The sequence below is a fragment of the Lysinibacillus sp. FSL M8-0355 genome, assembly GCF_038008985.1.
Taxonomy (GTDB): Bacteria; Bacillota; Bacilli; order Bacillales_A; family Planococcaceae; genus Lysinibacillus; species Lysinibacillus fusiformis_D.
In genome coordinates this window covers 3,610,958-3,633,537 of the sequence record NZ_JBBPAI010000001.1, presented here as the reverse complement: position 1 = coordinate 3,633,537, position 22,580 = coordinate 3,610,958, and the positions used below count along the sequence as shown (strand labels likewise).

Below are 22,580 nucleotides of genomic sequence, written 5' to 3'. Positions count from 1 at the left end.
ACGCTCCATTCTATCATTAGCCAATGATAGCAATGGAGCGTTTTTTAATGCGTTGTCGTTTTGGATCTATAAAAGAAACAACTACATAATACAAGAATGGCGATGACAGCAAACATAGCATTCATATAATGAGTCAATAACCAACCACCTATTATGGGTCCAATAAAGCCGCCTAAATTTTTAAATTGCGCAGCGCCCAAATAAGTTGCTTTTTGTGTATCTGGTGCAATTTCATCAATCATAACATTCATTGTTGGGAAGGCAAAAATCTCACCTATTGTAAAAATAATCATGGCGATGATATAGAGCGTATAATTATTGGAGAATCCGAATAAAAATAGACCAATTGCAAAGAACAGTATACCTACCAATAATGTTGCGGACGATGAAAACCGCTCTGATACAATGCTTATTGGTAATTGTAATAATAAGACAACCGCTGCATTGAGAGAGATTAATAGCGAATAAAGTTTCGCACCTTCCTCGATTTTTAATTCAATGATTTGTGGTAATGTAGAATCAAATTGAGAGTATCCTATATTGATTAGGATGGCACCTAAAATAAAGCTAAGTAGTACACGATTTGTTAATAAAATTGTGAATGTACTTAGTATTTTTGTTTGAGTGACAGCTTTAGGTTGTTGCATTTGATAACGGTTTAACACGAAAAATAAAAATACAGCATAAATGATATACATAATACCTGTCAGCATAAAGGGGATACTTGGACTTGATAGCTGTGAGATGTACACACCGATAATAGGGCCGATGACCGCTGCAATATTAATGGCTGTATAACGTAACGAAAATAGTCTTTTTCGTTTATCAGCAGGTGTAAAATCAATCATTAATGCCTGTGTGGAAGGTTCAAAAAATGAACGACAAAGACCATTCAAGGCATTGAATAGGACAAAGAGCCATACGGTATGAACAGTTGCAAAGCCGAAAAATACAAGGCTCCAAACAATAATCGTTAGTAAAATAACACTTTTTCGACCAAAGCGATCTGTTAGATAACCACCAAAAAATCCACCAATAGTGGAAATAAGTGGCGCAATTCCAATCGTCAACCCAATTTGTAAAGGGGAGGCTTGAATTTCATTATGTAGATAAATAGCTAAAAAAGGCATTGCCATAAAGCTTGCAATACGTGTAAATATTGTTCCGCCTAAGATAATCCAAACTAATGGATGAAAGTACGTTGACAATTTCAAATAAAATCCTCCTCTCAACATTTAGAATGTTTCGAGTTTAACGGATTGTTAAGCAACTGTAAATAGTCAAAATAATCTTGAAGGAGCACATAGGGAAATTTTTCTGTAAGTATGGAGCATAAAGGGTATGTTTTGAATGCACAATAGTGAAATGACTGGCCCTTCCAATAAGCCATAAAAAAATCTAATACGCTTATAACGACAAAAAAGAATGACCCCGACGAAAGGTCATTCTTTTTCCATACACAATGCTTTACGTACAAAACGTAAAACTAAGACGTCATTTTTACTTTTTTCTTCGTCGTTGTCCATTTGCCTCGACTTGGACTCATTACCAAATCGTTAAAGGCTAACACGTTCAAATCTCTTTGAACGGTGCGAGGAGTGATACTAAACTCTTCGACTAAATCCTGTGTAGACACGGTTCCTTTGTCTAAAATAAACATGTACACGTCTTTAATACGATTAAGCATTCGATCAGTAGTTGGTTTCATTAAATGAACCACTCCTTCATCTTAATTCTCTTGGCAAAGACTAGCGGACGACAATATGTGCGGAGTGCACTTAGGCTAATAAGTAGCTGCCTTAGACATCCCCTTTTCTAATTTTATAGTCAGAACAATTATTCTGATAACTTCATTATATAGAAAAACTACTTAATTTTCTAGTGAATGCAAGAGAAATTTACATTTGAAATATAAATTTTATACTGTATTTTGTGGGAATACGTGAAAAACATGCTATATGTGGTAGTGTCAGTAGAAGTTACTGAAAATAGTTGTCAGAAAGCTGATTGTCATATATGTTGTAAGGTGTAGAATAATGTTGATACTTTGAAGGAGGTATATGGTATGGATTGGTTACAGGCTGCAAAAGAAAGGCAAGATGAATTGATACAAGAGTTACAGGAGCTTGTGCAAATTAATAGTGTTCTTGATGAGGATACAATAACTACTGAAGTACCATTTGGAGATGGTCCACTTCAAGCGCTTGAATGGTTACTAGCAAAAGGTCAGAACGAAGGCTTACAAACGAAAAATGTTGATAATTATGCTGGGCATATTGAAATGGGTTCAGGTGAAGAATCACTTGGTATTTTATGTCATGTTGATGTTGTACCGGTTGGAGACGAAGCTGACTGGACATACCCACCATTCAGCGGTACAGTAGCAGACGGTAAGTTATATGCACGTGGTGCGATTGACGATAAAGGTCCTACGATTGCGGCATGGATGGCTATGAAGCTTGTGAAAGAAGCGGGTATTCCATTAGAAAAAAGAGTACGAATGATTATTGGTACGGATGAAGAAACAGGATTCCGCTGTGTCGACCACTATTTTAAACAAGAGGAAATGCCGACAATTGGTTTTGCACCAGATGCGGATTTCCCGCTCATCAATGCGGAAAAAGGCATTGCCGAGCTTGTGTTCTCTCAAAATAAAATAGGTGATGCAACGAAAGAACAACTACTACTATTTAATGCAGGAAAGCGCCCAAATATGGTACCTGATTTTGCGAAAGCAACAATTCAGCATGTCTCCGAGTCATTCGAACAGAATTTTCAAACATTTTTAAGCAAAAATCAGCTAGATGGCTCTTTATTAATGGAGGACTCTCGCTATATAATAACTATCAAAGGTAAAGCAGCCCATGCAATGGAACCAGAAAAAGGTGTTAATGCAGCTGTTTATCTTGCAGCATTTTTACAACAAGAGTTGACGACAGAGGCAAGTAAACAATTTGTTGACTTTATCGCACATGTTTTTTATCAGGATCATTACGGCCATCAGCTTGCGCTACAGTTTGAGGATGCAATGTCAGGAAAAACTACATTAAATCCAGGTATCGTCAGCTATGATGTTCATAAAGGTGGCAGTTTAGTAATTAGTATGCGCTATTCTGTGTCCTACCCATTCGATGAAAAAATAACGGCGGCTCAACGCTTAACGGTGGAAAAAGGGTTCTCACTAGATATTCAAGACGACTCCAAACCGCATTATGTCAGTGAAGATGATCCATTTATCCAAACATTAGCAGCTATTTATAGACGTCAAACGGGTGATAGAGAAACACCTCTATTATCGACAGGTGGTGGGACGTATGCACGTGTGATGAAAAAAGGTGTGGCATTTGGCATGCTGTTTCCGGGAGAGCCAGATGTAGCGCATCGTGCAGATGAGTTTGTTGTCGTTGAAAATCTCGTTAAAGCTGCAGCAATTTATGCTGAAGCAATTGTTGAACTTGCAGGAAAAAAATAACTCAAAGACGAAAAGGATGAACAAAACATGGCATATTCATTATGGAATGATCAAATTGTTGAAGAAGGATCGATTGTGATATCTCCAGAAGACCGAGGTTATCAATTCGGTGACGGCATTTATGAGGTAATCAAAGTTTATAACGGAAATATGTTTACAGCACAAGAGCATATTGATCGTTTCTATGCAAGCGCCGAAAAAATTCGTCTTGTTATTCCTTATACAAAGGACGTTTTACACAAATTATTACATGAGCTAATTGAAAAAAATAATCTAGATACAGGGCATGTATACTTCCAAATTACACGTGGTGCTAATGCCCGTAATCATGTTTTCCCAGATGCGAGTGTTCCAGCTGTATTAACTGGTAATGTTAAAGAGGGTGAACGTGCATATGAAAACTTTGAAAAAGGGGTAAAGGCTACTTTTGTTGAGGATATTCGTTGGTTACGCTGTGATATCAAATCTTTAAACCTACTTGGTGCCGTATTAGCAAAGCAAGAGGCTGCTGAAAAAGGTTGCTATGAAGCGATATTACATCGTGGGGATATCGTGACAGAATGCTCATCAGCGAATGTTTATGGTATTAAAGACGGCAAGCTTTATACACATCCAGCGAATAACTTCATTTTAAATGGCATTACCCGTCAAGTCATTTTAAAATGTGCAGAGGAAATTAATTTACCTGTCGTGGAAGAGCCGATGACAAAAGCGGATTTATTAACGATGGATGAAATCATTGTTTCGTCTGTATCTTCTGAAGTGACGCCTGTAGTGGATGTTGATGGAAACCAAATTGGTGCTGGTGTACCAGGGGACTGGACACGTCAATTGCAACAAGCTTTTGAAGCGAAATTACCACTTTCTTCAAATACAAAATAAAAAACATTTTAGAGAACTACCAATAAGGATAGTTCTCTTTTTTATGGATGTAATGTTGAGTGTCGTCATGTAAAATAAAAAGGATAGGAAAGAATAATTTTACAGATTGAAATTCGTAGAACAAATGTCGATGTAATGTATACAATTGCCTCTTTTTCTACTAAAGCAATCGTAATCCATGATGCCTCGGTGTAATAGTGTCTAAATTTTTTCAAGCCTGCAAGTAAGAAGTTAACCTCAAGCCATCCTGTGCTGTGATAGCAGTTAACTATCTTCTCTTAAAGGTTGTAACATTCGTCGGGGAATTCGGGACAACATGGAGTAGATCACGTCGTCATTGCTTCAGGGCATGATGCTTTTTGACAGTGTTCTCCCTATTTCAGCGAGCGTTTGAACACACGCTTTTAGTACAAAAAACAATTGCTGAATCAAGATAAAAAGAAATATAGATATGGTGAGTAAGAATGGAGTGACCTTTACATGGCACAATTGGTGAAATTACAAGATTATATTTCACGCTATCAAATTGATTTAGCGAGATATCCAACTCAATTTGTGCGCTTAAAGAAAAGTCAGTGGGAGCGCATTAAGCGTCAGTGGGAATTGGGAGAGGATATAAGCGAATGGCAACATGACGACAATGAGGCAGAAACAAATGCCTTCGAAGAAAAGGAACGGTTTTCCTTCTTCAAAAAAATCTTTGCTGGCCGCCAAAAGGAAGCAACTGAGGATGTTGAAAAACTAGAAATATCCAACGAGCTTGTCAGTGATGAAGATACCATTCCAGAAGAAGAAACGACGCTCACATTTGAACCTAAAATTGTGTTTGCACCACAATCCATCCATGAGCTGAAACGAATGTTTATCGATCAATTTTTCCATTTTCAAATGAAATGGGCTAGTTCAACATTACGTGAAAAATCATATGTAGATCCTCGTTTCATGCGTGACTCTTTACTACGTACATTATTGCAAACGTTACCAGATAACTATTTGTTGTTTTATTATCCTATTCTACAAATAAGAAAAGCCCCTATTGAGCTTGATGTAGTACTCATGTCACCAACAGAATGTATTTGTATTACGGTGTTAGAAGCTGAAAATCAAGCTGTCTATGTAGGTGGGAGTGATCGCTTCTGGATGAAGAAAGTGGGAACTAAGGACGTTAAAGTACTGAATCCAACAATTAATTTAGGGCGGATGGAATCGGTGCTATCGCAATTATTTAAACAAGAGAATATAGATATGCCTATCCGTAAAGTTGTGCTAACTCGGAATGGTTATTTTGATTATCCTGGTGCACCATTTGGGATTCGCTTTGTTGATCGTCGAAATTACCACGAATGGATAGAGCAGTTGAGAAAAGTTTCCTCTCCTATGAAGCATATGCAAATACGGGCTGCTCAAACAATTTTAAATACTGTCCAAACAACCTCCTTTAATCGAGACATTTGGCAGCAAGCGCCACAACCAACAGAGGACTGATATATGCAGGTATTATTTATTGTCAATGAGGCAGCAGGAAACGGGAAAGGCAAGAGGGTTTGGCTTCAGCTGCAACAGCAACTAACGATCACCTATCAAGTAGCTTTTACGGAATATGAAGGACATGGAAAGGAAATAGCCAAACAATGGGCTCAGCAACAGCAAGAACACATGTTACTTGTCGTTGTTGGTGGTGATGGCACCATCCATGAGGTAGTTAGTGGTGTTGTACATAATAAATACGTCATTATAGGTGTCGTTCGAGCAGGCTCTGGCAATGATTTTGCCCGCTTTTTCCCAAGCTTTCAACATGCGAGGCAAATAGAGGCCTATGTAAGGACCACTATGGCCAATACACAGATGGATGCTGGAATTATTCAGCTCGGTGATAAATGGAATGAAATTTTCGTTAATAATGCGGGTATAGGCTTCGATGCCTATGTGACAAAATCAATTAATACATCTCGTCTTAAATTTTATCTCAATAAAATTGGGCTAGGAAAGCTTTCCTATGCTGTAGCTGTTATGAGAGGATTATTTCGCTTTGAGCGTTTTGATGTAACGATTCGTTCAGGTGAACAAGAATGGCAATTCCAGCAGGCATGGTTTGTAGCGATGAGTAATCAGCCTTATTTCGGGGGAGGCATGAAAATATCACCAGCTGCAAAAGCAGATGATGGCCTTGTGGATATAACGATTGTCCATGGAATATCACGTATCAAATTATTACTTGTTTTTATCACTGTTTTTTTTGAAAAGCATACAAAATTTAAGGAAATTACTTTTTTACAGGGCCAACACTTTGATATGAGTGTACGCGCTCATCAGGTTGATTGTCATACGGATGGCAATTACGTGGGCGTTGTGAATCAAGGGATCCCTATACACTGTACAGTACAGCAAAATGCATGGCAGGTTATTGCTAAAGATGCCTAAAAATATCATTGTGCAATAATTTCATGCGAATTGTAGGGGAATACGTTATACTATAAAACATTAATAACTTCACAAGAAAGAAATGAGGAACAACATTGAGATTAAGAAATAAGCCTTGGGCAGAGGAAATGATTACAGATCACCTAGAGGTGATTATTCCAAATCCTGAAGACTTTAAAGGAAAGTGGCAGTCTGTTTTCGGAAATGACAATCCTATCCATATTGAAGTAGGTTCTGGAAAAGGGCAATTTGTTACAGGTATGGCTTTGCAAAACCCAACGATTAATTATATTGGCATTGAGCTTTATGATAGTGTGATTGTTTGTGCACTAGAAAAAGTGCTAGAGGCAAAATCTCCAGCGAATTTACGCTTACTAAAAGTAAATGGCGCAGATTTATATAAATTCTTTGATAAAAATGATGTATCACGTGTATACCTGAATTTCTCAGATCCTTGGCCAAAAACACGTCATGCAAAAAGACGTTTAACGCACGAGGGTTTTTTGAAATTATATGAGTCGATTTTAGTGGATAATGGGGAAGTCCATTTTAAAACGGATAACCGTGGTCTGTTCGAGTATTCTTTAATCAGTATGTCTGAATATGGTATGTTACTAAAGTATGTATCTCTCGACCTACATGCAAATATGCCAGAGGATAATGTGATGACGGAATATGAGGAGAAATTTTCTGCGAAAGGGCAGCCGATTTATCGCTTAGAATCACAATTTATCACTAAATTGTAGGGGGAATATGGATGGATCAGTTACAGTTTCACAAAATGTCATTAACATGGCTTAACGGGGGTGTTACGTGCCTAGATGGCGGGGCAATGTTTGGTGTTGTACCGAAGCCGCTTTGGTCACGTAAATATCCAGTCAATGAAAAAAATCAAATTGAATTACCAACAGAACCCATCCTCATTCAATATGAGGGCAAAAACTACCTGATTGATACAGGAGTTGGTTTTAATAAATTAAACGAAAAACAATTACGAAACTTTGGTGTAACCGAGGAATCCTCATTAACGGAAAGCTTACAGGAACTGGGATTAACAACAGCGGATATTGATGCAGTGTTAATGACTCATTTACATTTTGATCATGCTGGTGGCTTAACACAATGGGAAGAGGATGTACTTGTACCAACTTTTCCGAATGCCAAAATTTTTGTTACGAAAATTGAATGGGATGAAATGCGTAATCCTAATATCCGCTCTAAAAATACGTATTGGAAAGAGAATTGGGAGCCAGTGCAGCACTTAGTTGAAACCTATGAAGATACGTTGGAAGTGGTACCAGGGATCGAAATGATTCATACAGGTGGACATAGTGAGGGACATGCCGTTATTAAGCTAACGCAAAATGGTGAAGTATTATTGCATATGGCGGATATTATGCCAACACATGCTCACCAGAATCCATTATGGGTATTAGCGTATGATGATTACCCAATGACAAGTGTATTTGCCAAAGAGCGACTTATGAAAGAGGCGCTTACTAATAGCTATAGCTTTATTTTCTATCACGATGCATATTACCGTATGATTAAATGGGATGAAACGGGCAAAGAAATTGTCAATAAGCTTGAGCGTAGTAGACAAGCTGTTATTACATTTTAATAGCGCCAGCAAAGGCCGAGGTAATTGACATATAAAATGTCAATTACCTCGCTTTTTTGTTCGTGAACAGGATAGAAAATATGATACACTTAACACGATACTAAAATACAAAAGAGAGTTGAAATAAACATGGCAACTGAACAACCATTTTTACCAGTTTTACTAGGATCAGATATGAATGCATATGGTATGGCACGCGCGTTTTATGAAGCATATGGTATTAAACCACTTGTCTTAGGACGTTCTCATTTAACAGCGACTCAAGATAGCCATATCCTACAATTTCAAGAAATAGACCGTTTAAATGAACAAGATGTTTTTGCACCTGCACTTGCAGAAGTTGCAAAAAAATATGCTGATAAAAAACTATTACTTTTAGCATGTGGAGACGATTATGCTAAGCTGATTATTAAAAATAAGCCAGCGTTACAAGAGCATTTTACTGTACCGTACATCGATGAATCGTTGATGGATGAAATTTTATTGAAAGAAAACTTCTATAAAATGTGTGATCAATATAATTTTAAATATCCAGGTACAACAACGGTGACAGCCGATAACTATGAAAACTTTACACCACCATTTGATTACCCTATTATTTTAAAAGCTTCAAACTCTGTAGAATATTGGGCATGTAAATTCCCAGGTAAGAAAAAAGTATTTGTTGCGCATGATGATGCGGAAAAAACGGCCATATTAAAAGCGATTTATAGCTCAACATATCAGGATACTATGATTATCCAAGAATTTATTCCTGGTGATGATTCTTATATGCGTGTGTTAAATGCTTACGTAGGGAAAGATGGAAAAGTAAAGCTGATGTGTCTAGGTAATCCTATTCTAGAAGAACATTCTCCTGAAGGAATCGGAAGTTATGCAGCCATCGTTACAACCTATGATAAAGAATTAATGGATCAAGTACGATTCTTCTTAGAGGATATCGGTTATACAGGCTTTGCAAATTTCGATATGAAATATGATATTCGAGAAAAGCAGTATAAGCTATTTGAAATTAATTTACGTAATGGTCGCTCTAGCTACTATGTAACAGCCAGTGGTCATAATTTAATGAAGTATGTCGCTGATGACCATATGTTAAATATCGAGCAAGATGTCACATATGTGCAGGACAAACATTTATGGATGATTATCCCTAAGGGCGTATTATTCAAATATGCATCAAATGAAAAGCTTAAACTAGAAGCAAAAAAATTAATTAGTGAGGGCAAATATACAAACTCTCTTTACTTTAATGAGGATATGAATACGAAGCGTTGGGTGAAGTTAACGCTCAATAACTTGAATTATTATCGTAAGTATAAAAAGTACTTTAATAATAAAGGTTTATCCGAATAACAATAAGAAGCCATCTCATTCATTGGAGATGGCTTCTTATTGTCTATACATGATTAAACTTCTGTTAGTTCCACGACAACACCAGAGCGTGCGTCGGCAGCAAACTCGAAAGTCTGCATTTCCCCTTCATTCATACGAGAGATTCCTCCGCGATATACTGGGATAGTCATAATACCGTTTGTGAAATCTTCTGTTTTCATAAAAATCCAAGAACCGTCAATCGGTGCATCCTTTTTAAACTCTCTTTTTATGTTTTCAAGTACTTGTCCTGCAGGTACGAACGGAGAAACTTTTTCACTAGCTTCTTTAATAATGACTGCGGCAGCTAAGCCAGTTGCAACACCAATTAAAAAATCACGTAATTTCATACATCTTTCCTCCTTTTTCTATACCTATATTTTAGCATAGCCTATGGAGTGAATGCACGTTCACACTTTAACAGTTTTAGGAAATGTATCAATATTTCGAATTCGAAAATAAATGTGTTACAATAGGCAAGGAAGAATATTCTACTTCGTGGGGAGAGAGTCATCATGAATGAGGAAACATTACAATTATTTAAAACATTAACAGAACTACCAGGCGCTCCGGGGAATGAACATGCTGTACGTGCGTTCATGCGTTCTGAGTTAGAAAAGTACTCGGATGAAATCGTTCAAGATAATTTAGGGGGCATCTTTGGTGTTAAGCGCAGTGGGGTTGCTGACGCGCCGAAAGTGTTGGTTGCTGGACATATGGATGAAGTAGCATTTATGGTTACTTCTATTACAGATAATGGCATGATCCGTTTCCAAACATTAGGTGGCTGGTGGAACCAGGTTATGCTTGCACAGCGTGTAGAAGTTTATACAAAAAATGGCGCAATACCTGGCGTTGTTTCATCTATTCCACCGCATTTATTAACAGATGCAGAACGTGCTAAGCCGATGGATATAAAAAATATGCTTATCGATGTTGGCGCTGACAACAAAGAAGATGCAATGGGTATGGGTGTTCGTCCAGGACAATCTATCATTCCTATTTGTCCATTTACACCAATGGCCAATCCGAAAAAAATTATGGCTAAGGCTTGGGATAACCGTTATGGCTGTGGTCTAGCGATTGAGTTAATGAAAGAAGTACAAAATGAAAAACTAGGATCGCATTTATATTCAGGCGCAAATGTTATGGAGGAAGTAGGTTTACGTGGTGCTCAAGTATCAGCAAATATGATTAAACCAGATTTATTCTTCGCATTAGATGCTTCTCCTGCCAACGATACGTCAGGAGAAAAAAATCAATTTGGACAGCTTGGCAAAGGTACATTACTTCGTATTTTAGACCGCACAATGGTCACACATCGTGGTATGCGAGAATTTATTTTAGATACTGCCGAATCAAATCATATTCCTTACCAGTACTTTGTATCTCAGGGAGGAACTGACGCAGGGCGAGTACATACAGCAAATGATGGTGTTCCAAGCGCTGTTATTGGTGTTTGCTCACGCTATATTCACACGTCAGCGTCCATTATTCATATTGATGATTATGCAGCTGCCAAGGCATTAATTGTTGAATTAGTGAAAAAAGCAGATCGTTCGACATTAGAGACAATTCGCGCTAATGTATAAGAAGTTAACAAGATGCCTTTTAGAGGCATCTTTTTCTATGGAAAGAAAGTGGGGATTAGATGAATATAGCCATTGGGACAATGAATAAAGCGAAGACAGAGGCAGTTGAAGTAATTGCTCGACAATATTTTGAAGATGCCATCTTTACGCATGTGAAAGCTGCTTCTGAAGTGTCAGATCAACCAATAAGTAATGAAGAAACGAGACTAGGGGCGATTAATCGTGCAAAAAACGCCATGAACACAACAGGTGCACAATTCGCATTTGGCTTAGAGGGTGGCGTAACTGAAATAGATGATGAAATGTATGTTTGTAATTGGGGTGCATTAACAGTTTCTGATGGAACAATTTTCACAGCTGCTGGTGCACAAATTATATTACCAAAAGAAATTGCCCAGGAAATAAGAGGTGGTGGAGAACTTGGCCCTATTATGGAGCAATACACAAAACGTCGAGATATTCGTCAAGGTGCAGGTGCTGTAGGTATTTTTACGCAAGGTTTAGTGAGTCGACAGATGATGTTTGAGCATATTGTATCACTATTGGTTGGTCAATATTTGTTCACATTTTCACAAAAATAGTTAAATAGAATTAGTATTCAGCATGCAGTTAGGTTGCATCTGATGAATAATTTTTTTAAAATAGAAAAAAGTTAGCAGAGAAAGGAAGAGGAACATGTCGTTTACCTGGCTAAAAACTATCGGCCTGATGCTTTTACTTCTGGTCCTTTCTGGCTGTAATCAATCGATTGATGACCAAATTGCGAATGGGCTCCAATTAACGGAGACGGTTTTTGCTGAAGAGCCAGAAGAACATACGGAGAAAATTGGAGATATCAAATTATACTTACCTTCAAACTTTAAAGTTGAAGACAGTTCAGATGCTTATAATATTGTGATTTCAAAAGGAAAAGAAAGCTATATTCTTTTTATTAATGATGAAGAAGCACAAGACAGTAAACTTTATTATAATCTTTTAAAAGAAAATGAAGCGGACAAAATTATCGAAGAGTTAACTTATGACAAGAATGGTCGTTTTGGCTTCACTGCGGTTCTAAAGACGGAAGATAAAAATGAGATGGAGCTCATTGTTAGTAGCGGCGGCGTGAAAATGACAACGATTTCTCAGACCAAACATATTGAAACTAATTTGCGTGAGATGACGAAAATTGTACATTCGGTTAAAATGAAGTAAATAGATTGGATTGAACAGACGGTTCACAAACATGTGAGCCGTTTCATTTTGAAGTCAGGATGTGAGAAAAATGAAGCAATTGAAATCAGAACAACTGATAGAGCTATTAAAAAAACGATTGAATGAAGAGAAATACGAATTTCATTTTGATAAAAAGCATGATAAATTACGATTGAATCATAAGACGATTGACAAAGGAATGGAGCTCTCATTACCTGGTATCTTAGCAAAATACAATGATAAGCAAGAGGCAGCGATTGAGGAAGTTGTCTATACGATTGAGCAGACTTTTAATGCGATGGAGCAAGAAAAAGAACAAGGCTTTCAAACGACTACACAAATTTATCCTATTATACGTGCGACTTCTTATCCCCAAGCATCTAAAGAAGGACATGCGTTTATTACAACTGAGCATACAGCGGAGACACGTATTTTTTATGCGCTCGATTTGGGTAAAACCTATCGTTTTATTGATGAATCCATGCTAGAAGCATTACAATTAACGGTAGAGCAAATTCGAGAAATGGCACGCTTTTCAGTAAAGCAATTACCAACCGCATATAAAAAGGATGAGGTAGCAGGTAATCTATTTTATTTTGTCAATGTGAATGATGGCTACGATGCTAGCCGTATTTTAAATGAGAGTTTTTTGACAGACATGCGAGCACTGGTGGAAGGCGATATGACATTGTCTGTGCCACATCAAGATGTGTTAATTATAGGTGATATTCGCAATGAAACAGGGTATGATGTATTAGCACAGATGACGATGCATTTCTTTACTGTCGGTATAGTACCGATCACATCATTATCTTTTATTTATGAAGATGGGGAACTAGAACCAATCTTTATTTTAGCCAAAAACAGAGTGAAAAAGGAGCAAGAAAAACAATGAACGTATTTTACAACAAAGAGCATGTAGGAGATGTCTTGCTAGTTCAATTAGCAACTGAGCCTATTGTGAAAACAGTAGTAGAACGAGCTGGAGATATCGCTATTTTAAAAGAAGCACAAACAGGAGAAATAAAGGCGTTTAATTTATTTAATGCAAGCAGCTACATCCAAACAGATGCAAGAGGCTTAGTGGAAGTGACACCAGAACTAGTAGCACAACTAACTGCAGCCATCGAGAAAAATGGAGCTACAATCAACCTTGATGTTGACTTTTCTCCAAAATTTGTGGTGGGTTATGTGGAAACAAAGGACAAGCATCCAAACGCTGATAAATTAAGTATCTGTTCCGTAAATGTAGGCGATGAGACATTGCAAATTGTTTGTGGTGCTCCTAATGTAGAAGCAGGTCAGAAGGTAGTGGTTGCAAAAATTGGTGCAGTAATGCCTTCAGGTATGCTCATTAAAGCAGGAAATTTACGTGGTGTTGAGTCTTACGGCATGCTTTGCTCAGCTCGTGAATTAGCCATTCCTAATGCTCCTTCTGAAAAAGGAATTTTAGTATTACCGGAAGATGCCACTATTGGTAGTGCTTTTGAAACACCAACTAAATAGAAATGCCTTTATTTGAAAAGGAATTTATTAAAATGTAAATGTTTTATCATGATATTATTCCTTGTATCAAGGTGAAATGCCCTAAATCGTTATGTTACTAATATGCTAGTAGCGTAACGATTTTTTTGTTTAGAATGAGCCTCTAAATGCAAGTTTCAAGAGCGTTTTTATGGTATGCTTTTTGATATAGACATTGAGCTATTAATTATATGAATCAAGCCAATGCTATAAATGAAGTGTAAGAGAAATGAGTGAAACGAAGTGAACTGGTTTAAAAAACAAATTAGTAAATTTATAAATAAAGAAGATGAATATTACGAGTATGAAGAATATTATGATGGCTACGAAGAAGAGCAGACCGAGCAACTACATACGCAAAATGAAGTACCGATGGCTAAGCAGAAGACTTTCCGTTTTCCATTGATTGACGATGATGAAAGCGGGACATCCTACACACCACAAAAAGAAATGTTTGATCAAATGGGTAATGATGATTATGGACAGATTGGTGATTTATCTTTACCGAAGCATTTAAACCACCATATTGTTGACTCCAGTGTTTATGATGTGGAGGTTTCAGGGATTCGTGATTTATTAGCAAATCGTTCAAAACGCACTGGTCGAAAAACAACGATGAAAAGTCAGCCTGTAGAACAGCAATATCGTTCACGAGCAAGCTTAGTGTTTCGGGATGCACAACATGAGACAGTCAATGTTAAGTCTGCGTCTGCACCAGCATCTGTTTCGAAAGAGAAAAAGCAGTGGAAGGAACAAAAAGTTGAAAGCATTTTACCTGAGAATCGTAAACGCTTTGTGCCAACAGATGTACCTTCACCCGTCTATGGATTTGCAAAACCAAGTCCCATCAAAGAATTATTAGATAAAAGAAAAGAAGAATACGAGGAGCAAGAAACCTCGGTACATGATACCGAAATGGTGACGGTTACGAACTCTATAAAAGAAACGACAACAAATGAGGCTAATGAAAATATACTAGAAGAAAAAGAGCCGGCTAGCATAGGTCAAATGGTTGAAGTAGAGCAGCATGAAATCATTGAACCTGATGAGCTACCTTTAGCAAATGAGCCTATTCATTTTGATGATGATGTATCGGTAGAGGCTAATGGTGAGCAGGAGAGTATGTTATCTAATATGGCTATACCTCAAACAACATCATTTGCCATGGCCTTTGAAGATCAAGTGAAGGAAGCTGTTCTGCAAGACCAAACAGTTCAACAACTTTCTGCCGATCAATCTGAAATTCACGTGAAAGAAATGATAGTAGAGCAAGTACAAATCGAAAATTCCACGATTCATATCGGAGAGGTAACAGTTGTACAGCCATCGAAGGATGACCCATTACTTGTTGACGACCAATCTGTTGATACGGTGCAGAAGGAAGAAACAAGTCGTATTCCTTTTAATGTCCTCATGTTAAAAACGGATAAAGAAAAATGGAGAATCCAACAGCAAATGAAAAAGGCACAGCCTCTTCATGTAGAAAGTACTCAGAAAGCAATGGAAAACGAACCAGTGGATGTGGCGGTTGCCTATGAAGAGGAAGAATCATGTTCTCTAGACAGCGTTGTAATAATAGATCGTCCCCAACCAGCTGATTCGCTAACAGAAGAGGATCTTGTTGAGTCAATGACAGAGCATATGCCATTGCAAGATGAGTTAGCATCCCATCAATATGCCAAGGACGATACGCGAAATGCTACTACTCCACATAGCTCTGAAGACAATGTAGCAGTCATTACAATGACACCTGTGACAACAATGTCTGGTGTATTAACGCAAGAAAGAACAGAAATTGAAAAAGCCGCTAATGATGAAATTTCAGCTACTACTGAGCCAGAGCTAGAATCAGAACTAGAACGAGGTTTAGAGTCAGAGCTAGAATCAGAACTAGAACCAGATTTAGAGCTAGAACCAGAACCAGAACCAGAACCAGAACTAACTACCAACACTGATGAAATTTCAGAAATTGTAGCGTATGGTCCTGTACAGTCTGTTGACAAGCAAGAGGAACCACCAGTATTTGAAGTGGAAGCACAGGAAGCTGAAAAACCTGCAAAGCCAGTTCATGTCTATCAAAAGCCTACAGATGAGTATTTAGAGCCACCAGAGGAGAAAACACAGGATACGGATTGGATGGAACAACAGGGAGATACATTGGTCGAGGCACTTTCTTATTTCCAGGTTTCCGCTCAAATTGAATCGATTATGCAGGGGCCAGCTGTTACGCAATTCGAAATAACGGTGAGCCATGGTACAAAGGTTAGTAAAATCCGAAACTTAGCCGATGATTTAAAACTGGCCTTAGCAGCAAAAGATATTCGTATTCAGGCACCAATCCCTGGAAAAAGTTCAATAGGTATTGAGATTCCAAACCGCGTATCTCGTGCTGTTCGCTTGTCAGAGGTGACAAATAGTGCCTCTTTCCTTGAATCGGATTCTCCATTAGAGGCAGCGTTAGGTCTTGATTTAACAGGAAAGCCTGTTACATTAGATTTGCGAAAAATGCCTCATGGCTTAATTGCTGGTGCAACGGGTTCGGGTAAATCTGTTTGTATTAATTCTATTTTGGTTAGTTTATTATATAAAGCTGCACCACATGAGTTAAAACTCATGCTGATCGACCCTAAAATGGTAGAGCTTGCACCATTTAACCATATACCGCATTTAGTTAGCCCTGTTATTACAGATGTGAAGGCAGCAACGGCTGCACTGAAATGGGCAGTGGAGGAAATGGAGCGTCGCTATCAGCTATTTGCTCATGCAGGTGCACGTGATATTACACGTTATAATGCAATAGCAGATAAAAATAATGAGCATAGCTTGAAGCTACCCTATATTTTAATTGTCATTGATGAGTTAGCTGATTTAATGATGATGTCTCCGGCTGATGTAGAGGAGGCCATTTGTCGAATTGCTCAAAAGGCACGTGCTTGTGGTATTCATTTAATTGTTGCGACGCAAAGACCTTCTGTGGATGTTATTACAGGGTTAATCAAATCAAATATCCCTACACGTATTGCCTTTGCTGTTTCCTCACAAATTGATTCTCGTACCATTTTAGATGGGCAGGGAGCAGAAAGATTACTTGGGCGAGGGGATATGCTATATTTAGGTAATGGTATGTCAGCGCCAGTGCGACTACAGGGAACATTTGTGACAGATGATGAAATTGAAGCCATTATTGAGCATGTTCGTGAGCAGGGAGAGCCTGATTATATTTTCGATCAAGAGGAGTTATTGAAGAAAACAGAGGTGTCCGCAGAACAGGATGATCTGTTTGAAGATGTTTGCCGATTTGTCTATGAGCAAGGTGGCGCCTCAACCTCATTGATTCAACGAAAATATCATATTGGCTATAATCGTGCTGCTCGTTTAATTGATATGTTAGAATCACATGGCTTTGTTTCGGAGGCAAGAGGAAGTAAGCCGCGTGAAAGTTACATTACAGAAGAAGATTTAATTACTATGTTTGAATAAGAATTGCATTGTTTTCGTCTAGATTATCTAATTTACGTCGATTTTAGTTTTTTTAGAAAAGTTACACATCTATCCTTATGCATAAAAAGTGCTATAATAGACAGGATGTGTTGAATAGTACGTATTTTTTAACACTTGTGAAGGTATTAATACCTAACGATTCGTGAAATAATACGTTACACCTAATAGATGATAGATGGGATATTGAAATTCCCGGGGGGTTTAATTAATGACAGTTTTTCATTTCACAGGCATTAAAGGTTCTGGCATGAGTTCGCTTGCACAAATCTTATTTGATGCTGGTGAACAAGTACAGGGCTCAGATGTCGATAAATATTTCTTCACGGAGCAGCCGTTACGTGAACGTAATATTCCAATTTTTACATTTAATGCAGATAATATTAAAGAAGGCATGACAGTAATTGCAGGAAATGCGTTTCCAGATGATCATCCTGAATTAGTACGTGCCCAAGAAATCGGTGTAGAAATCATTCGTTACCATAAATTTTTAGGTGAATATATTGGCAACTATACATCCATTGCAATCACAGGTGCGCATGGTAAAACATCTACAACAGGCTTGATGGCACATGTTGTAGGCGGTTATAAGCCAACATCTTATTTAATTGGTGATGGTACAGGTGCAGGGCATGAAAATGCTGATTTCTTTGTGATGGAAGCATGTGAATATCGCCGTCACTTCTTAGCCTACAATCCAGATTATGCTGTGATGACTAATATCGATTTTGATCATCCAGACTACTTTGCCAACATAGAGGATGTATATTCTGCATTTCAATCATTAGCGTTACAAGTGAAAAAAGCGATCATCGCATGTGGTGATGATGAACAGCTTCAGCGTATTCAAGCAAAAGTACCAGTTGTCTATTATGGATTTGGTGCTGAAAATGACTTCGAAGCGCGTAATGTAGAAAAAACAACTAAAGGTACAAAATTTGATGTATTTGTTCGCAATGAATTTTATAGTACTTTCTTTATCCCGTTATTTGGGGATCATGCTGTTTTAAATACATTGGCTGTCATTACGCTATGCGAATATGAAGGCATTTCACCTGATATTATTCAGGAGCGTCTACACACATATAAAGGTGTTAAGAGACGTTTTACTGAAACCGATATAGGGGATACTGTTTTAATAGACGACTATGCACACCATCCAACGGAAATTCGTGCAACAATTCAATCGGCACGACAAAAGTTCCCTGAACGTGAGCTAGTTGCTATTTTCCAACCACATACATTTACACGTACCCAAGCTTTTTTACAAGATTTTGCGGATAGTTTGAGCCTTGCAGATACAGCCTATTTATGTGATATATTTGGCTCTGCAAGAGAAACGCAAGGTGCACTATCTATTCATGATTTAGCGTCTCTTATCGAAGGCAGTGCAGTGATTACCACTGAAGGAATTGATATATTAACAAAACATAAAGGCGCAGTATTTTTATTTATGGGCGCTGGTGATGTTCACAAGTTCCAAGATGCTTTTGAAGACGTGCTTACAAACAATGAAACAGCTTAGTCCGTAGGGGTTAAGCTGTTTTTTCTCAAATTTGAGAAGGAATTCCGTTTTTTTTGTCGAAGATAGGGAAAGTAATAGTAAAGACAATTTACTAGCAGGAGGTTATCTTATGGAAGTGATTTTGTATATTGCAGCCATTATTGCTGCAATCGGATTTTTAATTTTATGTGTGAGCGTTGGTATGACATTATTTTCGCTCAAGTCCATTTTAAACAGTTTAGCTGGGACATTATCTGGGATTGAAGGACAAATGGAAGGCATTACGCGTGAAACAACGTCCTTATTAACAAAAACAAATAGCTTAGCAGATGATATTCAACATAAATCGGAACAATTAAATTCAGTTGTTCAAGCTGTTAAAGGTATTGGTGATTCCGTTAATGGTTTAAATAATTCTGTACAGCAAATCACTTCTTCTGTTTCTAAAAGCGTAGAACAAAACGAAGAAAAAATTGCACAGGTTGTACAATGGAGTAATGTGGCGATGGGTATTGCGGATAAGTGGAAAAAACGCAAAATCATTGAGCAAGAGTCAGTTTCTGAGGATGCCTATGCATTTGAAACGGTACAGGTAGAAGAAAAGCCAAAAAGAAAATGGGGTCGTAAAAAATGATAATTATTCAGTGAGTATTACATGCTGACTGAATAAAAATAAAGTCTTAGACATAAGTTGTAGATGCATCTGTGAAAGTAGATGGACAACCAGTCTAGACAAATTTGATAATAAGATGGGGAGGAATTGTTGTATGACAACTCAAAAGCCAAATTTTAACGAAGTAAAGGAACAACAGCTTGAAAGTTCTTTACCTCAGCTTTATCATTCACAAGACTCGATTTATGAAGAGGAGCGTGTAAACATGAAAGATTTTGTGATTGGCGCATTAGTCGGAGGAATCGTAGGTGCTGCGGCAGGTCTACTGTTAGCCCCAAAATCAGGAAAAGATTTACGTAGTGATGTGGCGGTACAAGCTGTTCAGTTAAAAGATAAGAGTGCAGACTTCTCGACAACTGCAAAAGATAAAACGGTTCAACTTTCTAAACAACTTCAAGAACAATCTACACAATTAGTGGAAAAAGTAAAAACATTGAAAACGGCAAAAGCACCAGCTGTTTTTGATGATGGTACGGTTTCCTTTGAGGGTGAAGAACCGCTAGAGGAATTTATTCCTAGTGAGGAACCTAAAGCTCAAGAAATAAAGGAACAAACAGAAGAGACAAATGAAGAAGTACGCGCATAATGCATAATAAAAAGGGATACGTTACATGATAATGATGTAACGTATCCCTTTTTTAAGTGATGGGTGAAGCTTCTAATAGTATTTCTAGTTGATCGCCACCAAATATTTCTGTATCAAAGCTTGCTGGTTGACCATTTCTTAAAATCGTGAAATTCCCTTTAAATGTACCTGGTAACTGCCAATTAGAGAAACGGAATACATCCTGATAAATCCAACGACTGCGATCCTTTTCTCTAAATTCGATAGTTGCTCCATTCGGCACAGTGGACAGTGGTGATACAACGTTTTGATTGACGAGCGCCTCATTTGCTGTTTTCTTAAGTTCTAAAACTTCCTGTTGGAAATGAATAATGATTTTATCCTCTAGCAAAAGGTTCATTTGGTCTGCTATACGTTGTACGGTTGGTAAAGATGGTTGGTGAAAGCTAATGATATCGCCATCTTGAACCGCATAGCTCATTTTAGCTATTTTTCCATTAATCATTAGCTGTGAAGAGAATTCTGGTAAATACAAAGGTTGACTGTCCACTTGAATAGAATAGGATTCAAATTGTTTGACTAAATTCCAGTTGTTCGTGACTTTAAATACATCTTCAATTGTATCAGCTATATCAAAAACTACTCTATCACGATCATTTAAAATTGTATCAAGTGATGCAGGTGATTGATTGACAGTAATTTTTGGCTCAATCACATATTTGGTTTGTTGTATTGTAATTGTTTTTATCGCTGCATCATCAACAAGATCTCTCACTGTAGCTGTTGCAGTTTGCCCATCTTGCCCTTCAATTAGCTGAATAGCATCACCCGATTTAATCAATGTTTTGGTAGATGCCTGTTGGCCATTGACCAATATTTCTGCTGGTTGCCCATGACCACCTGGGATAAAAATATCTTGTCCATTGACACTGACAGATAGCCCAAGTCCAGGTTTTCCATATAATTGCTTTGCTCGTATATTTGCCGCTAAAAAAGCATCCGCCACAGTCATTTCCTTTAATTCAAAAAGGCGAACCACTTGATTATTAACCGTTAAACTCATATATTGAATCGGCATTTTTTTAGCAGCAATCGCAATTCCAATCGGCGTGACTAACTCAGGTGATGCTTTTATATGTTCTTCCTTTGTAAGGTTTTGAATAGCATCAATACCTCGAACAGCGATACGATTTGCTGGTAAGTCAAGGACTTGTCCAAGTTCTGTAGTCAGATTGGGTGTTAAGCTACCACCACCAACTAACATAACGGCTTTCGGTGCGACACGATTATTGAGTCGTAAGATTTCTTCACCAATAGACTTTGCCAGTTGCTTCACTGCAGGCTCAATTGCTAATAACACCTCATTCTTTGGATAAAACTGATCAAATCCTAGGATATCTTGAATTAATATTTCTTCTGCTGTTTGGAGCTGACGTTTTGCCTCTTCTGCTACAGGGAAGTCTAGTAAATAGTGGTCGCTTAATGCTTCTGTAATTTCGTCGCCAGCTGTTGGCACCATACCATAGGCCACAACTGTACTTTTATCAGTGATCGCGATATCAGATGTTCCTGCCCCTATATCAACAAGTGCCACATTTAAGCGACGCATCGTTGGCGGAATGAGCACATTAATGGCAGCAATAGGTTCTAATGTCAGTGCTTCCATTTCTAAATCTGCCCGTTTAAGAGCAGCAATAAGTGATTCCACAACAACGCGAGGTAGGAAAGTGGCAATCACTTCAATTTGTGCTTCATCACCTTGTTGATCGAGCAGACTGCCGATTTCCTCGCCATCCAAGCGATAATAGAGGACTGAATAGCCTACACAATAATAGTGGCTAATCTTTGCATCCTCCTTTTGTTGTAAAAGTTGTTGCTGTGCTTGTTGAACGGCCTGAAGTTCCAAGCGACTAATATCTTCTTCAGTAAAAATAGGCCGATTACGTATATTAATGGTCACACTAGCTTGTTCAGTTTTCAAAGATCGACCTGCGGCAGCCACACTTACCTTTGTAAGAGGACCATGTTTTTCTTCGAGTTCACGTTTTATTTCATTTATTAAATCTGCCACATACATGACATTATGTATTTGACCATCTACCATGGCACGTTCTTTATGCTCTTTCACTAAAATATCTTCCACATGAAAATGGTCATTTTCTTCTTGTAGAATAATCCCGACCACTGAGCGTGTACCAATATCAAGTGCGAATAATTTAGAACTCAATGTAATCGCTTCCTTTCGCGTCATACTTGAAAA

At 37.9% G+C, this 22,580-nt stretch carries 20 protein-coding genes; 16 read left to right on the top strand and 4 right to left on the bottom strand.

From position 1 onward, the window contains the following. Positions 1-44 precede the first annotated feature (44 nt). Together MKY46_RS17645 and MKY46_RS17640 are read right to left on the bottom strand one after the other, a co-directional pair. Positions 45-1,214, bottom strand: a complete 1,170-nt coding sequence (locus MKY46_RS17645) for an MDR family MFS transporter (protein ID WP_080717032.1) — start codon at positions 1,212-1,214, stop codon at positions 45-47. A 272-nt stretch (positions 1,215-1,486) separates the two neighbouring features. Next, the gene (locus MKY46_RS17640; RefSeq protein WP_036118795.1) at positions 1,487-1,708 is read right to left on the bottom strand and encodes a DeoR family transcriptional regulator; all 222 of its coding nucleotides are present in this window, start codon (positions 1,706-1,708) and stop codon (positions 1,487-1,489) included. A 357-nt stretch (positions 1,709-2,065) separates the two neighbouring features. Between MKY46_RS17640 and pepV the strand changes: the two genes are divergently transcribed. From pepV to MKY46_RS17605, 7 genes are all read left to right on the top strand, one after another. After that, positions 2,066-3,472 carry a dipeptidase PepV gene (gene pepV / locus MKY46_RS17635; protein WP_036118797.1) on the top strand — a complete coding sequence of 469 codons (1,407 nt, stop codon included), beginning with the start codon at positions 2,066-2,068 and terminating at the stop codon, positions 3,470-3,472. A 27-nt stretch (positions 3,473-3,499) separates the two neighbouring features. Beyond that, on the top strand, positions 3,500-4,354 hold the full coding sequence (dat, locus tag MKY46_RS17630) for a D-amino-acid transaminase (protein WP_340811902.1): 855 nt from the start codon (positions 3,500-3,502) through the stop codon (positions 4,352-4,354). A 480-nt stretch (positions 4,355-4,834) separates the two neighbouring features. Beyond that, positions 4,835-5,839 carry a nuclease-related domain-containing protein gene (locus MKY46_RS17625; RefSeq protein WP_058845060.1) on the top strand — a complete coding sequence of 335 codons (1,005 nt, stop codon included), beginning with the start codon at positions 4,835-4,837 and terminating at the stop codon, positions 5,837-5,839. Positions 5,840-5,842: 3 nt separating this feature from the next. Then, a complete protein-coding gene (locus MKY46_RS17620) occupies positions 5,843-6,775 on the top strand; it encodes a diacylglycerol/lipid kinase family protein (protein ID WP_058845061.1) in 933 nt (310 codons plus the stop codon). Between the two features lie 95 nt (positions 6,776-6,870). Next, positions 6,871-7,521, top strand: a complete 651-nt coding sequence (gene trmB / locus MKY46_RS17615) for a tRNA (guanosine(46)-N7)-methyltransferase TrmB (RefSeq protein WP_340835011.1) — start codon at positions 6,871-6,873, stop codon at positions 7,519-7,521. Between the two features lie 11 nt (positions 7,522-7,532). Beyond that, the gene (locus tag MKY46_RS17610; RefSeq protein WP_058845063.1) at positions 7,533-8,396 is read left to right on the top strand and encodes a YtnP family quorum-quenching lactonase; all 864 of its coding nucleotides are present in this window, start codon (positions 7,533-7,535) and stop codon (positions 8,394-8,396) included. Between the two features lie 129 nt (positions 8,397-8,525). Then, positions 8,526-9,752 carry a carboxylate--amine ligase gene (locus MKY46_RS17605; protein ID WP_340835009.1) on the top strand — a complete coding sequence of 409 codons (1,227 nt, stop codon included), beginning with the start codon at positions 8,526-8,528 and terminating at the stop codon, positions 9,750-9,752. 53 nt (positions 9,753-9,805) lie between these two features. Here the strand turns inward: MKY46_RS17605 and MKY46_RS17600 are convergent, their stop codons facing one another. Then, positions 9,806-10,120: a peptidase M4 gene (locus MKY46_RS17600; protein ID WP_036118810.1), complete on the bottom strand. Its 315-nt coding sequence runs from the start codon at positions 10,118-10,120 to the stop codon at positions 9,806-9,808. A 165-nt stretch (positions 10,121-10,285) separates the two neighbouring features. On the opposite strand from MKY46_RS17600, the gene MKY46_RS17595 reads away from it, so the two are divergent. The 9 genes from MKY46_RS17595 (at position 10,286) to MKY46_RS17555 (ending at position 20,341) form a co-directional block, all read left to right on the top strand. After that, positions 10,286-11,362: a M42 family metallopeptidase gene (locus tag MKY46_RS17595; protein ID WP_340811901.1), complete on the top strand. Its 1,077-nt coding sequence runs from the start codon at positions 10,286-10,288 to the stop codon at positions 11,360-11,362. Positions 11,363-11,421: 59 nt separating this feature from the next. Next, the gene (locus tag MKY46_RS17590; RefSeq protein WP_036118814.1) at positions 11,422-11,943 is read left to right on the top strand and encodes a DUF84 family protein; all 522 of its coding nucleotides are present in this window, start codon (positions 11,422-11,424) and stop codon (positions 11,941-11,943) included. Between the two features lie 94 nt (positions 11,944-12,037). After that, the gene (locus MKY46_RS17585; RefSeq protein ID WP_036118816.1) at positions 12,038-12,556 is read left to right on the top strand and encodes a hypothetical protein; all 519 of its coding nucleotides are present in this window, start codon (positions 12,038-12,040) and stop codon (positions 12,554-12,556) included. Positions 12,557-12,626: 70 nt separating this feature from the next. After that, a complete protein-coding gene (locus MKY46_RS17580) occupies positions 12,627-13,451 on the top strand; it encodes a DUF1444 domain-containing protein (RefSeq protein ID WP_036118818.1) in 825 nt (274 codons plus the stop codon). Then, complete coding sequence (ytpR, locus tag MKY46_RS17575) at positions 13,448-14,062, top strand: YtpR family tRNA-binding protein (RefSeq protein WP_330492991.1); 615 nt, start codon at positions 13,448-13,450, stop codon at positions 14,060-14,062. The genes MKY46_RS17580 and ytpR overlap by 4 nt, the downstream gene beginning before the upstream one ends. Positions 14,063-14,323: 261 nt before the next feature. Beyond that, positions 14,324-17,560 (top strand): DNA translocase FtsK, encoded by a 3,237-nt coding sequence (locus MKY46_RS17570; protein ID WP_036118822.1) that lies wholly within the window; start codon positions 14,324-14,326, stop codon positions 17,558-17,560. Between the two features lie 229 nt (positions 17,561-17,789). Continuing rightward, the gene (murC, locus tag MKY46_RS17565) at positions 17,790-19,103 is read left to right on the top strand and encodes a UDP-N-acetylmuramate--L-alanine ligase (protein ID WP_036118824.1); all 1,314 of its coding nucleotides are present in this window, start codon (positions 17,790-17,792) and stop codon (positions 19,101-19,103) included. Positions 19,104-19,212: 109 nt separating this feature from the next. Then, the gene (locus MKY46_RS17560; RefSeq protein ID WP_036118825.1) at positions 19,213-19,716 is read left to right on the top strand and encodes a DUF948 domain-containing protein; all 504 of its coding nucleotides are present in this window, start codon (positions 19,213-19,215) and stop codon (positions 19,714-19,716) included. A gap of 133 nt (positions 19,717-19,849) precedes the next feature. Further along, positions 19,850-20,341, top strand: a complete 492-nt coding sequence (locus MKY46_RS17555; RefSeq protein ID WP_036118827.1) for a YtxH domain-containing protein — start codon at positions 19,850-19,852, stop codon at positions 20,339-20,341. A gap of 52 nt (positions 20,342-20,393) precedes the next feature. Here the strand turns inward: MKY46_RS17555 and pilM are convergent, their stop codons facing one another. Beyond that, positions 20,394-22,547 (bottom strand): pilus assembly protein PilM, encoded by a 2,154-nt coding sequence (pilM, locus tag MKY46_RS17550; protein ID WP_036118828.1) that lies wholly within the window; start codon positions 22,545-22,547, stop codon positions 20,394-20,396. Between the last annotated feature and the right edge of the window lie 33 nt (positions 22,548-22,580).

Excerpts from the sequence above, each read along its gene's own strand:
- ytpR (WP_330492991.1), top strand. The coding sequence starts at position 13,448 with ATGAACGTATTTTACAACAAAGAGCATGTAGGAGATGTCTTGCTAGTT.
- MKY46_RS17595 (WP_340811901.1), top strand. The coding sequence starts at position 10,286 with ATGAATGAGGAAACATTACAATTATTTAAAACATTAACAGAACTACCA.
- MKY46_RS17555 (WP_036118827.1), top strand. The coding sequence starts at position 19,850 with ATGACAACTCAAAAGCCAAATTTTAACGAAGTAAAGGAACAACAGCTT.
- MKY46_RS17640 (WP_036118795.1), bottom strand. The coding sequence starts at position 1,708 with ATGAAACCAACTACTGATCGAATGCTTAATCGTATTAAAGACGTGTAC.
- MKY46_RS17600 (WP_036118810.1), bottom strand. The coding sequence starts at position 10,120 with ATGAAATTACGTGATTTTTTAATTGGTGTTGCAACTGGCTTAGCTGCC.
- MKY46_RS17580 (WP_036118818.1), top strand. The coding sequence starts at position 12,627 with ATGAAGCAATTGAAATCAGAACAACTGATAGAGCTATTAAAAAAACGA.
- pepV (WP_036118797.1), top strand. The coding sequence starts at position 2,066 with ATGGATTGGTTACAGGCTGCAAAAGAAAGGCAAGATGAATTGATACAA.
- MKY46_RS17605 (WP_340835009.1), top strand. The coding sequence starts at position 8,526 with ATGGCAACTGAACAACCATTTTTACCAGTTTTACTAGGATCAGATATG.
- MKY46_RS17585 (WP_036118816.1), top strand. The coding sequence starts at position 12,038 with ATGTCGTTTACCTGGCTAAAAACTATCGGCCTGATGCTTTTACTTCTG.
- MKY46_RS17625 (WP_058845060.1), top strand. The coding sequence starts at position 4,835 with ATGGCACAATTGGTGAAATTACAAGATTATATTTCACGCTATCAAATT.
- MKY46_RS17620 (WP_058845061.1), top strand. The coding sequence starts at position 5,843 with ATGCAGGTATTATTTATTGTCAATGAGGCAGCAGGAAACGGGAAAGGC.
- MKY46_RS17610 (WP_058845063.1), top strand. The coding sequence starts at position 7,533 with ATGGATCAGTTACAGTTTCACAAAATGTCATTAACATGGCTTAACGGG.
- dat (WP_340811902.1), top strand. The coding sequence starts at position 3,500 with ATGGCATATTCATTATGGAATGATCAAATTGTTGAAGAAGGATCGATT.
- murC (WP_036118824.1), top strand. The coding sequence starts at position 17,790 with ATGACAGTTTTTCATTTCACAGGCATTAAAGGTTCTGGCATGAGTTCG.
- MKY46_RS17560 (WP_036118825.1), top strand. The coding sequence starts at position 19,213 with ATGGAAGTGATTTTGTATATTGCAGCCATTATTGCTGCAATCGGATTT.
- MKY46_RS17590 (WP_036118814.1), top strand. The coding sequence starts at position 11,422 with ATGAATATAGCCATTGGGACAATGAATAAAGCGAAGACAGAGGCAGTT.